Source organism: Rhodoferax sp. GT1R46 (assembly GCF_056521285.1).
Window position 1 is genome coordinate 528,570 of the sequence record NZ_JBWMBC010000002.1, and the last position, 12,771, is coordinate 541,340.

The 12,771-nt window shown below is 57.5% G+C and carries 10 protein-coding genes; 5 read left to right on the plus strand and 5 right to left on the minus strand.

All coding sequences use genetic code 11. The features are described from left to right. The first annotated feature begins 33 nt into the window (after window positions 1–33). The 4 genes from AC097W_RS07935 to infA all read left to right on the plus strand — a co-directional run bounded on the left by AC097W_RS07935 (window position 34) and on the right by infA (window position 5,250). Entirely contained in the window at window positions 34–1,245 is a 1,212-nt protein-coding gene (locus AC097W_RS07935) for an MFS transporter (protein ID WP_479601948.1), read from the plus strand. Then, complete coding sequence (locus AC097W_RS07940; RefSeq protein ID WP_479601949.1) at window positions 1,242–2,153, plus strand: bestrophin family protein; 912 nt, start codon at window positions 1,242–1,244, stop codon at window positions 2,151–2,153. Before AC097W_RS07935 ends, AC097W_RS07940 begins: the two co-directional genes overlap by 4 nt. A gap of 148 nt (window positions 2,154–2,301) precedes the next feature. Continuing rightward, entirely contained in the window at window positions 2,302–4,413 is a 2,112-nt protein-coding gene (locus tag AC097W_RS07945) for a dehydrogenase (RefSeq protein WP_479601950.1), read from the plus strand. 588 nt (window positions 4,414–5,001) lie between these two features. Further along, window positions 5,002–5,250 carry a translation initiation factor IF-1 gene (gene infA, locus AC097W_RS07950; RefSeq protein ID WP_479601951.1) on the plus strand — a complete coding sequence of 83 codons (249 nt, stop codon included), beginning with the start codon at window positions 5,002–5,004 and terminating at the stop codon, window positions 5,248–5,250. Between the two features lie 9 nt (window positions 5,251–5,259). Here infA and AC097W_RS07955 read toward each other — a convergent pair whose 3' ends face one another. The 5 genes from AC097W_RS07955 to dnaA form a co-directional block, all read right to left on the minus strand. Continuing rightward, a complete protein-coding gene (locus AC097W_RS07955; RefSeq protein WP_479601952.1) occupies window positions 5,260–5,727 on the minus strand; it encodes a hypothetical protein in 468 nt (155 codons plus the stop codon). After that, window positions 5,724–7,019 carry an acetyl-CoA hydrolase/transferase family protein gene (locus AC097W_RS07960; protein ID WP_479601953.1) on the minus strand — a complete coding sequence of 432 codons (1,296 nt, stop codon included), beginning with the start codon at window positions 7,017–7,019 and terminating at the stop codon, window positions 5,724–5,726. The genes AC097W_RS07955 and AC097W_RS07960 overlap by 4 nt, the downstream gene beginning before the upstream one ends. Before the next feature lie 4 nt (window positions 7,020–7,023). Next, window positions 7,024–9,627 (minus strand): DNA topoisomerase (ATP-hydrolyzing) subunit B, encoded by a 2,604-nt coding sequence (gene gyrB, locus AC097W_RS07965; RefSeq protein ID WP_479601954.1) that lies wholly within the window; start codon window positions 9,625–9,627, stop codon window positions 7,024–7,026. Between the two features lie 93 nt (window positions 9,628–9,720). Then, window positions 9,721–10,827 (minus strand): DNA polymerase III subunit beta, encoded by a 1,107-nt coding sequence (dnaN, locus tag AC097W_RS07970; protein ID WP_479601955.1) that lies wholly within the window; start codon window positions 10,825–10,827, stop codon window positions 9,721–9,723. A gap of 120 nt (window positions 10,828–10,947) precedes the next feature. Then, a complete protein-coding gene (dnaA, locus tag AC097W_RS07975; protein ID WP_479601956.1) occupies window positions 10,948–12,360 on the minus strand; it encodes a chromosomal replication initiator protein DnaA in 1,413 nt (470 codons plus the stop codon). A 249-nt stretch (window positions 12,361–12,609) separates the two neighbouring features. Between dnaA and rpmH the strand changes: the two genes are divergently transcribed. Continuing rightward, complete coding sequence (rpmH, locus tag AC097W_RS07980) at window positions 12,610–12,744, plus strand: 50S ribosomal protein L34 (protein WP_006299042.1); 135 nt, start codon at window positions 12,610–12,612, stop codon at window positions 12,742–12,744. The last annotated feature ends 27 nt before the right edge of the window (window positions 12,745–12,771 follow it).

The window sequence follows — 12,771 nt, forward strand, 5'->3', positions numbered from 1 at the left end:
TGCTGTCATGCGGCATCCGCGACAATCGTCGCAATGAATGACTCTTTGCGTCTCTGGTTTCGACTGGTGCCGGCCTACGCTGCCGGCTATTTTTTGTCTTATGGGCTGCGCAGCGTCAATGCGGTCATAGCGCCCGAGCTGATGCAGGAGCTCAGCATCACCGCCGCAGGGCTGGGCATGCTGACCTCTGCCTATCTCCTGGTCTTTGGACTGTTTCAATTGCCGCTTGGTCTGTTGCTGGACCGTTTTGGCCCGCGCCGCGTGGAAGCAGTGCTCTTGTTGGTGGCCGCCGCAGGGTGCGCCCTGTTCGCCGTCGGCACAACGCTGGAAACACTGGCCGTTGCCCGCGCGCTGATCGGGCTGGGTGTGTCAGCCTGTTTGATGGCCAGCTTCAAGGCGTTCAGCCAGTGGTTTCCCGCGGAGCGCCTGCCATCGCTTACCGCCACGATCATGGTGGCGGGTGGTCTGGGAGCGCTATCGTCCAGTATTCCGGTTGCAGCCGCGTTGCCGGTGTTTGGATGGCGTGGCGTGTTCTTTCTGGTTGCCGGGCTGCTGGTGCTGACTGCCGGGTTTCTGATGACCGTGCCGGACAAAACCGGGGGAGCGAATCGCGAGACCTTCGGCCAGCAGATTCGCACGCTCGGTGGCATCTACGGCAACCGTGTTTTCTGGCGTTTTGCCCCGCAAGGCTGCCTTACCGGTGGCGGATTCACGGCCATTCAGGGCCTCTGGGCGGTGCCCTGGCTAATGGAGGTGAACGGCGCCACGCGCGCGGATGCTGCTGGCATTTTGTTTCTGCTGGCGCTGGCCATGCTGTCGGGCTTTTTGTTTGTTGCGACCTGCTCGGGCTGGCTGGCCCGTCGCCACATCACTCCCATGATGCTGCTGACGGCCGGCATGGGCCTGGCTCTGCTGGTGGAGCTGGCCATTATTTGGGGCCTTGCCCCGCCGGTCTGGCTGTGGCCCTTGCTGGGCTTGTCATTCAGCTTGGGCAATATTGCGTATTCGCAGCTGACGGCGGCATTTCCGATATCGCTTTCGGGCCGGGTCAATACCGCCCTGAACCTGATGGTGTTCATTGGTGCATTTGGTCTGCAATGGGGCATTGGTGCCGCAGTGGATGCCTTTGCCACCCGCGGAATGGTCCGGGCTGATGCGTTTCGGGCCACGTTTGGCGTGTTGCTGGCAGTGCAAGTGCTCGCGTTTGTGTGGTTTTTGGTGCCTGTGAAGAGGGTGAAGTCATGATTGTTCGCCCCCGCCCCCACTGGATTCGACTGCTGTTTGTGCGCCGTGGCTCGCTGGTGCACCGCATCGTTGGCCAACAGCTGTTTATCTTTGCGCTCTCCGTTGCCGTGGTCATGGCGCATGGCCAGCTTTTTCTCTGGAAGGTCACCCTCAACTCCAGTCCTTTCTCGCTGATGGGCGTGGCGCTGGCCATTTTTCTGGGGTTTCGCATCAACGCCAGCTACGACCGCTACTGGGAGGCGCGCAAGCAGTGGGGCAGTGTGCTGGTGGAGGCGCGCAATCTCAGTCGCCAAGCCCTGACCTTGATTGCCGCCGGGCGTGATGTGCGCCCCTTTGTACTGGGTCTGGTGGGCTTTGCCACCACCATGCGCAACCAGTTGCGCGGCCAGCCCAGCACCGTGCAAACCGAGGGCTTGCTGCCTGACGACCTGCGCGCGCAACTGGCGGGTGCCCGCTCGGCCCCGACGCTGGTGTTGTTGTGGCTGGGCCGGTGGTTGCAGGAGTGCCGTCAAAACCAACAGCTGGATTCCACGCTGGCGCACAAGATGGAAGGTTCGCTCGACGGCCTCTCCCTGGCGCTCGGGAGTTGCGAGCGCATTGCCAACACGCCCTTGCCCTTCACTTATTCGGTCATCCTGCACCGCAGCGCCTACCTGTATTGCACGCTGTTGCCCTTCGGACTGGTGGACACGATTGGCCTGATGACGCCCTTGGTAGTGACCTTTGTGTCCTACACCTTCTTCGCGCTGGAAGCCTTGAGCGACGAAATTGAGGAGCCTTTTGGCATGGCCGCCAATGATCTGGCCCTGGACTCCATGGTGGCCGGCATCAACGCCAGTCTGCGCGAGATGCTGGGCGAAACGCCGCCCCCTGCTCCAATGCCGGATGCGAACTTTGTGCTAACCTGAGTCGGGTCGGCGGACCCTTGGTTTTCGGGTGGTTGAAGTAGCGCTTTCTTGCGTAAATCGGGGTTGACAGAGTCAATTTTCTGCCAGGATACTGGCAGTTGTTGCGTCCTGTCAGATCTTCTTCCGTTCAACCTTTTGTTAGATCGCCATGAAACAAGTTGTCAGCATCAGTCTGGGCTCCAGCAGCCAGAATTTTGATTTCACTACGGACTTGCTTGGCGAAAAGCTGCATGTGCGCCGCATCGGCACCGACGGCAGCACGGCGACAGCCATCAAGCAGATCAGGCTGTGGGACAAAAAGGCTGCGGCCATCGGTTTGGGGGTTCTCAAGGACAGCTACAAGGTGGGTTCGCGCCGCTTTATTGAAAAAGACAGCGCACGCCTCAAAGCCGTAGCCACGCATGTGCCGGTTACCACGGGCGGGCGCTTGGGCGACATTTTTCAGGAGTGGGCGGTGCGCCACGCCCAGACGCAGCTGGGGCATTTCTTCACCAATGCGCGGGTCCTGTTTTTTTCAGGCATGACGGACTACAAGCTGGCGCTCGCCATGGCGGAGTACTCCAGTAACTTGCAGTTTGCCGACCCCCTTCTGCAGTTGGGCGTGCCCAAAATGCTCACCACACTGGATGCATTGAACCTTTACGCCACCGGCGCGCACTACGTCAAGGACTGGACCCTGCCGTCGGCCATGCCATCCGGTCCGGTCAAGGAGTGGACGCGCTTTGTCCTGCGCAAAGCCATGCAGAAAGCGTCCGTCATCGTGGCGCCAGTGCATGAGCTGGACGACTTTGGCCTGGAAGAGCTGGCGGGAAAAACCATCATTACCTCCACCGTGAATGAGGAACGTGTTGCCCAGTTGCGGGACAAGGGCGTGGCCACCATCGTCGACGGTTCGCCCTTTATGCATGGCCATGTACTGGGTGCCAACCTGCTGGACGCCATGATCATTGCCGCGATGGGCAAAAAACCGCAAGACATTCTGGAGGACGACTATCTGGAAATCATCACGGGGCTGCAGTCCGAACCGCGCATCATCCACCCCAATGGTTTTCACCGGATCAACCGCTTCGCGTTTGTGATTCACCCGCTGTCTCAGGAGTATTTCAAACAAGTCAAACCCATTGAGTTGCTGTCGCAAGTGTCACCGCCGGTGTTCATGAACTCGCTGGAAAAAGTGCTGGCCTATGCCCCTCCTTTTGTGTACTCACGGGTTACAGGTATTCAGTCGCCGACCGGCGTCGAGGCGGAAGGCTGGCTGATTTCGGTGGGCGGTACACCCAGGGAGATCATGGCCCACGACCCCGAGTTCACTTACCGTCGCCTGCTGGACGCCGCGGCAATGGCCCAGCGTCTGGGTGCACAGATCATGGGGCTGGGTGCATTTACCAAGGTGGTCGGGGATGCCGGGGTCACCGTGGCCAAACGCTCGCCGCTGCCCATTACGACCGGCAACAGCTACAGCGCGTCAGGTGCTCTCTGGGCCGCACACGATGCCCTCCTGCGCATGCGCCTGCTCCCCGCTCCCAAGGGCAAGGGGCGAGTCAAGTTCAAGGCCATGGTGGTGGGTGCTACGGGCGCCATTGGCTCGGTATGTGCCCGGCTCATGGCCCGCGTGGCGCAAGAGGTGTACCTGGTGTCGCCCGAAGCGGCCAAGTTGCTGGCGTTGAAGGAATCCATATTGAAGGAGTCCCCCGACGTCAAAATTTTCCTGTCGGCGCACGCGGACAGGGACATTGCCGAGATGGACATGATTGTTACTGCCACATCCGGCGCCGGGAAAAAAGTGCTGGACATCATGAAGGTAAAACCGGGATGCGTGATCACCGACGTGGCGCGCCCTCTGGACCTGCCGCCTTCAGAAGTGGCCAAGCGCCCGGATGTGCTGGTGATCGAATCCGGCGAGATTCAGTTGCCGGGCGATGTGCACATGAAAAACATCGGTCTGCCCAAGGGGGTTGCCTATGCCTGCCTGGCCGAAACGATTGTGCTGGCGCTGGAAGGCCGGTTTGAAAACTTTACCGTGGGCCGCGCCATTGAGTGGGAGAAAGTGCGCGAGATCTACCAGATGGGCTTGAAGCACGGCATGAAACTGGCCGCCATTTCAGGTGTGAACGGCCCGTTCAGTGACGCCGACATTGAGCGTGTACGGCAACTGGCTCTGGCAGCGCGCAAGACCGCACACGGCACCAAAGCGACGCCAGCCAAAAAACCCATGCCGGTGAAGAAGGTGGCTGCAGCCTCCAGAAAAGCGGTCGCCTGACGCGTTTTTCGCAGACGTGTTACATTTACGGGTTCGCTTTTGGCGATTGGCCGCATCCCCGCATCTGTGCAGGGACGCAAACACCCCCGGCAGAGGGGTTGCCAGTCCAGCCCCTCAATAGCGTTCACGCTACCCATCTCACGGCGTAGTGGCTTTTTCCCTCTGTATACGACGCCCCTGCTATGGCGCGTACCCTGACTCTCCGTTTCATGTGAACGGGCCGTCAGGATGATTGGATGGGTACCTCGGCATGAGGGCATGCCAATTTTGCTTTCGGGCGCTACGAGCCAAACTGCTCCCGCCCAGTTAACTTTTTAATGATTTTTACTACAACAACAAAACAAACGCCCATCACAATGGGTAAATACCGCATCGCAGCCTGCCCCCGTCAACTACCATGTGGGCAGTTTGCCGCACAGGTCTCCATTGCCAGCGGCCGCGGCAGCGCGTCCACCGACCGTGTGATGCGTTTCCACGATGAATTTCCCTCGCATGACGCAGCAGCGCGTTATGCCATCGCACAGGGCATAGACTGGGTGCGTGACGTCACGCGCCCTCAATGACAGTTACTTTTACAGGAGTTACACCATGGCCAAAGAAGACCTGATCGAGATGATGGGCGTAGTGAATGAAGTGTTGCCCGACACGCGTTTTCGGGTAACGCTGGAAAACGGACACCAGCTGATCGCCTATTCCGCTGGCAAGATGCGCAAGAACCACATCCGCATTTTGGCGGGTGACAAGGTATCGCTGGAACTGTCGCCCTATGACCTGAGCAAGGGGCGTATCAATTTCCGCCACATCGAAGGCCGCGGCCCGATGACTCCACGCCGTTAAGACCCGGTCTTAACCCCGTCGATCGGAAGGTCGGCGGAATGCATCATTTGCCCAGTTTTCGGCGCTCTGGTCGTTCAGTTTGAACGTCGGGGCTACCCGGATTTGCGCCAGTTGATCGCCAGCGGCGTCACACGCCGTTAGCAGTGCGTAAGGATCATCGTCATCCGGGATGATGTCCAGAGTGACGTGTAGCGCGGCACCGTTCACTTTGATATGGGCGCTTTTGTGCAGTTGGGCATGCAATTGCTGCTCGTGTCGCCGGACGATCTCATTGGCCGTTTTTACCCACGTATAAAACGCAGCCGAATCGAGTGGTTTCGGGTTCTTCTTGTCGCGACCCATGGTCCAGGCCGCCACCAATGCGGGTTCGGCCTGGCCGTCCATCAGCATCTCAACCGCCCAGCCGTCATCCTCTTCGTTTTTGATGACCCGAGCGGTCCAGCCATCATCCTGCCACAGGCGCGGTTCCTGAATCACAGCAGACGCATCGTTTTGGCCGCAGCGCGCAGTTCGCCTCTGAAGTCGGGGTGTGCGATCGAGATCAGTGCCTCGCAGCGCTGGCGGGCGGTCTTGCCCCGCAACTGGGCGACACCGTGTTCGGTGACCACATAGTTGATATCGTTTTTGGTGGTGCTCATGTGCGTGCCCGCAGACAAGGTGGGCACGATGCGTGAGATGGTGTCATGCTTGGCCGTAGAAGGCAGAACAATGAACGCTTTGCCTCCATTGGAGCGGTTGGCGGCCCGCACGAAGTCCGTTTGCCCTCCCGTGCCTGAATAGGGTGCCGAGCCCAGGCTCTCTGACCCGCATTGGCCCATGAAGTCAATTTGCATGGTCGCGTTGATGGCGTGCAAATTGTCGTTTTTCCCCGCCAGGTAGGGGTCGTTGGTGAAATCGACCGGGTGCATTTCGATCGACGGGTTGCGGTGCAGGAACTGGTACAACTTTTTGGAGCCCAGCGCAAAGGTGGCCACCATCTTGCCGGGCAGATAGTTCTTTTTCCGGTTGGTGACCACACCCGCTTCCACCAGACTCATGATGCCGTCGCCGATCATCTCGGTGTGAACGCCCAGGTCGTGCTTGTCGGTCAGTTGCATGACGACCGCATCGGGAATACCACCGTAGCCGATTTGCAGCGTCGCACCATCAGGAATCATGTCGGCCACATACCGCCCGATGGCTTCCTGCACTGGACCAATTTTGGGAAGTCCGACTTCAAGAATGGGGTCGTCGCTCTCGGTCAGCGCGGCGATCTGCGAAATATGGATGTGGCAATTGCCGTTGGCAAACGGGACATTCGGGTTGACTTCCAGCACCACAGCACGCGCTTTTTCGATCGCGGCCATGGTGTAGTCAACGCCCAGTGACAAAGAGAAGTAGCCATGCTCGTCCATCGGCGACGCCATGGAAAAAACCACGTCAGCCGGAAGTAGATGACGACGGAGCAAATCCGGCAACTCGGAAAAATTGGCGGGAATGAAGTCCGTCCAGCCTTCCTGACCACCTGCCCGCGATATACCGCTGAAAAAATAGGCAATGTGGCGAACGCAATCGGTCGTTTCGGGGTCGAAGTAGTCGTATTTGCGCACCGGCAATATCTGGGAGACGCGCACATTGCGGAAATTGCGTCGCGCATCTGACAGTGCTGTCAGCAATGCCGGCGTCTCGCCCACTGCCGTGGGAACCACAATCGTGTCGCCGTTGCTGATGACGCCAATGGCATCAGCAGCGGACATGCACTTTTGTTTGTACAGCGCTTGAATAGACACTGTCTTAGACGTCAATGTTGCCGGCTCTAAGCGCGTTCGCCTCGATGAATTCACGGCGGGGCTCCACCTCGTCGCCCATCAGCATCGTGAACACGCGGTCCGCTTCAATCGCATCGTCGATCTGCACCTTCAGCAAGCGGCGCACGGTTGGGTCCATGGTGGTTTCCCACAGCTGGGAGGGGTTCATTTCACCCAGCCCTTTGTAGCGCTGGCGGCTGGTCGCGTGCTCCGCTTGAACAATCAGCCAAGCCATCGCTTCGCGGAAGTCGGACACTTTTTCTTCTTTGGCCCGTTCGCCTTCACCGCGCATCACGCGGGCACCTTCGCTGAGCAGGCCCTTGAAGGTGTTGGCCGCTTCGGCCAGCGCAGCATAGTCGGAACCATGCACAAAGTCCTGCGTCAGCACGCTGCTCTTGACGTTGCCGTGGTGGCGACGGCTGATGCGCAAAATGGGTTTGTCGGTACGCACGTCGAACTCGCCAGCCACTTCGGCGTCAGGCAAGCGGGCTTGCAGGGCGGCAGCCGATACTTCGGCATCCGCCACGGTATCAAGATTCAGGGCCACGCCATCTGCCACCGAGCGCAAGGCTTCGGCATCCATGAAGTTTTTCAGACGGGCAATGACGCTTTGTGCGATCTGGTGTTTGCGCGCCAACTCGGCCAGCGTATCTCCGGCAATAGTGGTGCCATTGGGGCCACCCGTGAAGACGGAGGCATTCACCAGGGCAATGCGCAGCAGGAAGCTGTCGAGTGCGCCACCATCCTTGAGGTACAGCTCTTCCTTGCCAGCCTTGACCTTGTACAGCGGAGGCTGCGCAATGTAGATGTGGCCACGCTCCACCAGTTCGGGCATCTGGCGGTAAAAGAAGGTGAGCAGCAGTGTGCGGATGTGAGCGCCGTCAACGTCGGCATCGGTCATGATGATGATGCGGTGGTAACGCAGCTTGGCGACATTGAAGTCGTCATTGCCCGTAGTGCCGCCGGCCTTGCCGATGCCGGTGCCCAGTGCGGTGATAAGCGTCAGGATTTCGTTGCTGGTCAGCAGCTTTTCATAACGGGCTTTTTCCACGTTCAGGATCTTGCCGCGCAGGGGCAAAATAGCCTGGAACTTTCTGTCACGGCCTTGCTTGGCAGAGCCTCCGGCGGAGTCGCCCTCGACGATATAGATTTCGCACATCGCCGGGTCTTTTTCTTGGCAGTCAGCCAGCTTGCCCGGCAGGCCCATGCCGTCGAGCACGCCTTTGCGCCGCGTCATGTCGCGGGCCTTGCGGGCGGCTTCGCGGGCGCGGGCGGCTTCGATGATCTTGCCGACGATGATTTTGGCGTCTGCCGGGCGCTCTTGCAGGTAGTCAAACAGCAGCTTGCTGACAATGTCTTCCACCGGGCCGCGCACTTCGCTGGATACAAGCTTGTCTTTGGTCTGGCTGCTGAATTTCGGCTCAGGCACCTTCACGCTAAGCACGCAGGTCAGGCCCTCGCGCATATCGTCGCCCGTGACTTCCACTTTGGCTTTTTTGGCGATCTCGGAGTCGTCAATGTATTTGTTGATGACGCGGGTCATCGCAGCGCGCAGGCCGGTCAGGTGGGTACCGCCATCGCGCTGGGGGATGTTGTTGGTGAAGCACAGCACCTGCTCGTTGTAGCCGCTGTTCCACTGCATCGCCACTTCGACGCCGATGTTGGTTTGCTGGTCGCTCTGCCGATCGCCCATGGCGTGGAAGATGTTGGGGTTCAACACCGTCTTGCCCTTGTTGATGAAGTTCACAAAGCCCTTGACGCCACCGGCACCCGAGAAGTCGTCTTCCTTGCCGCTGCGCTCGTCCTTGAGCCGGATCTTGACGCCGTTGTTCAAAAAGCTGAGTTCGCGCAGGCGCTTGCTCAAGATCTCGTAATGGAAATCCGAGTTGGTTTGAAAGATCTCCAGATCGGGCGAAAAATGCACTTCGGTGCCGCGCTTTTCGGTATCGCCAATGACCCGCATGGGGGAGACTTCAACGCCGTTTACGGTCTCTATCAGGCGGTTTTGCACGAAGCCTTTACTGAACTCCATGACGTGAACCTTGCCATCACGCCGGATGGTCAGGCGCAGCATTTTGGAGAGGGCGTTGACGCAACTCACGCCCACACCGTGCAAGCCACCGGACACTTTGTAGCTGTTTTGATTGAACTTGCCGCCTGCGTGCAACTCGGTCAAGGCAATTTCAGCGGCCGAGCGCTTGGGCTCGTGTTTGTCGTCCATCTTCACGCCGGTGGGAATGCCGCGTCCGTTGTCCACCACGCTGATGGAATTGTCGGAGTGGATGGTGACCAGAATGTCGTCGCAATGGCCCGCCAACGATTCATCAATGGAGTTGTCCACCACTTCGAAGACCAGGTGGTGCAAACCAGTGCCGTCGGAGGTGTCGCCAATGTACATTCCGGGTCGTTTGCGCACGGCCTCCAGTCCTTCCAGAATCTGAATAGAGCCTTCGCCGTAAGCCTCGGATGCACCCGCCTGATGCGCATCAATGGTGGGCTGAAAGTTGGAACTCTCAGCACCACCCTCGCCAGTGCGTACGGCTTCGCCACTGGTTTCTGTGGGCAGATTGGGTTTGTTTTCGTCGGTCATGGCTAACTTCTCTCGCTAAATCTCAAACTCTGGAATGACCAAACCCCCGAAGACCGGGGGTTTGCGTCATGTGGCGCTACTGTTTTGGTAGCATTAAATTCTCATTGGCATCACCACGTACTTGAACGTGGCGTTGTCGGGAATGGTGAAAAGGGCGGAACTGTTGCCGTCAGACAACTCCAGCTTTACCATTTCCTGGCTCATATTGGTGAGTGCATCAATCAGGTACGTCACGTTGAAACCAATTTCAATGCTGTCGCCGCCGTAGTCAATATCCAGCTCGTCCACGGCTTCTTCCTGCTCGGCGTTGTTGGACGCGACACGCAGGGTGCCGGGGTCAATGTTCAGGCGAACACCCTTGAACTTGTCGCTGGTCAAAATAGCAGTGCGTTGCAGCGTGGCCAGCAAGGCGGCACGTCCGAGCGTGATGCTGTTTTTGTGGTTTTTCGGGATGACCCGGTTGTAGTCAGGGAACTTGCCTTCAACCAGTTTGGTGACAAATTCCATGCCGCCAAAAACGAACTTGGCTTGGTTGTTGGCGAATTGCATCTCAATCGCGCCTTCGGCATCGGACAGCAGGCGCTGCAACTCGACGACGGTCTTGCGCGGCAAAATAACTTCCTGTTTGGGCACTTCGACGTCCAACGTGGCAGACGCAAACGCCAGTCGGTGACCGTCTGTTGCAACCAGGCTTAACTGCTTGCCTTCGGCTACAAACAAAATTCCGTTGAGGTAGTAACGGATGTCGTGAACGGCCATGGCGAAAGACACCTGGCTCAAAAGGCTCTTGAGCGTTTTTTGCGGTACGCTGAACACGGGGCCAAAGTTGGCAGATTCTTGCACCAGCGGGAAGTCCTCAGCCGCCATGGTTTGCAATGTGAACTTGCTCTTTCCACCCTTGAGAATGACCTTGCTTTGGCTGGATTCCAAAGACACGGTTTGGTCCGCAGGCATGGTGCGCAAAATGTCGATGAGTTTTCGTGCACCGATCGTGCTGGTGAAGTTGCCGGTATCGCCGCCGAGTTCCGCTGTTGTGCGGATCTGGATTTCGAGGTCGCTGGTCGTGACTTGCAGGGAGGTTCCCGTTTTGCGCACAAGGACGTTGGCCAGAATGGGCAACGTGTGACGGCGCTCAACAATTCCGGCTACGGATTGCAGAACCGAGAGAACCTTGTCCTGCGTTGCCTTCAATACGATCATGTCAACCTCTTATAAATATCTGTCGTTTGAATCGGTAGCCAGCAGCTCCGATTTCTGGTCAATCCAGCCATTTTCCCAGTTTTATTCACTACTTTTGGTGCTTTTGCGTTTTATTCCTCGTCAGCCTTTGAGCGTTTGCTCCAGCACATGCAGTTGCTGGTTGAGCTCGGTCATCTGCTGGCGTTCGCCGCCAATTTTCCGAACGGCGTGCAAAACAGTGGTGTGGTCCCGCCCGCCGAACAATTCTCCAATTTCTGGAAGACTTTTTTGTGTCAGTTCCTTGGCAAGGTACATGGCAATCTGACGCGGCCGGGCAATGCTGGCCGGCCGCTTTTTTGAATACATGTCTGCGACTTTGATCTTGTAATAGTCTGCGACTGTCTTCTGGATGTTCTCCACAGAAATCTGCCGGTTTTGAATGGACAGCAGGTCCCGAAGTGCCTCGCGGGCCAGCTGGATGGAGATTTCTTTCTGGTTGAAACGCGAATAGGCCAGTATCTTGCGCAGCGCACCTTCCAGTTCCCGCACGTTCGAGCGTACGTTTTTTGCAACAAAAAAAGCCACTTCTTCAGGCATTTCAGAGCCTTCGACGCGCGCCTTGTTGATCAAAATGGCGACCCGCATTTCCAACTCAGGCGGTTCAATAGCCACTGTCAGCCCGGAGTCAAAACGGGAAACCAGGCGTTCATGGATGTCGGTTAGGCCCTTTGGGTAGGTGTCGCTGGTCATCACGATGTGTGATTTCTTGGCGAGCAGCGCTTCAAAGGCGTTAAAAAACTCTTCCTGGGTCCGATCTTTGTTGGCAAAAAATTGCACATCGTCAATCAGGAGCAAATCCAGTGAGTGATAACGGTCCTTGAATTCGTCAAAAGTCTTGCGTTGGTAGGCCTTAACCACATCTGAAACAAACTGTTCCGCATGGATGTAGAGAACTTTGGAGCCAGGCTTGTCCACCAGCAGTCGGTTGCCCACCGCGTGCATCAGGTGGGTCTTGCCCAAACCGACACCGCCATAGATGAACAGCGGGTTGTAAAGATGCCCTGGCATGGTCGCTACATGCATGGCGGCTGCGCGTGCCATGCGGTTGGCCGTGCCCTCCACCAAGGTCTCAAAAGTGAGCATCGGGTTGAGGCGATTTTTGGGTAGGCCTGAGGGAGTGGATTCACCTGGGCTGCTACTTTCCTCCGTCGGAACCATTTCAGCGGCAGGAAGTGTAAAGGTACTTCTGACAGCGTTTTCTCGCGGAGTGATCGCTAACTCAACTTGCACGGACTGGCCATACATTTTTTCCAGCAAGGCCGATATACGACCGCTGTATTGGGCGCGAACCCAGTCCAGTTTGAACCGATTTGCGACAAAAATCGTTACTTTGGAAAAGTCTTCCTGCACCTGGGCGGTGAGGGGTTTTATCCAGGTGTTGAACTGCTGTTCCGGCAGCTCTTGGGCGAGCTGGTCGACACAGCTTTGCCATAGACTTTGGCCTATGTCATGGCTGGGTGACATGGCTTGTTTGGGTAGGGGTCCCTCGGACATTTTCTTTTCAGCTTCTGTGGATAGTTATAAATTGCTGTGTCGTCAATTGTAATTTATCAAACGCTTATCCACAATTTGGAACGGAATGCCCAAGTTACAGCGATACGCCGCATTTCCGACGTAAGGTGTTGCCGTGATTCAGAAAATTTGCGATAATCGACGGTTCCCCTGATTGTGATCGGGGTGATTTGACTGAGGTCCGCATATTTAAAGCTGCTGGATCTGAACTGAGCCCATTAGGAATTTGACATGAAACGCACCTACCAACCCTCCAAAATCCGCCGCGCACGTACCCACGGTTTCCTGGTTCGCATGAAAACCCGTGGCGGCCGCGCCGTGATCAATGCGCGCCGCGCCAAGGGCCGTAAGCGTCTGGCTGTCTAAGTTCGGATTTCGGGCGAACGCCATCAA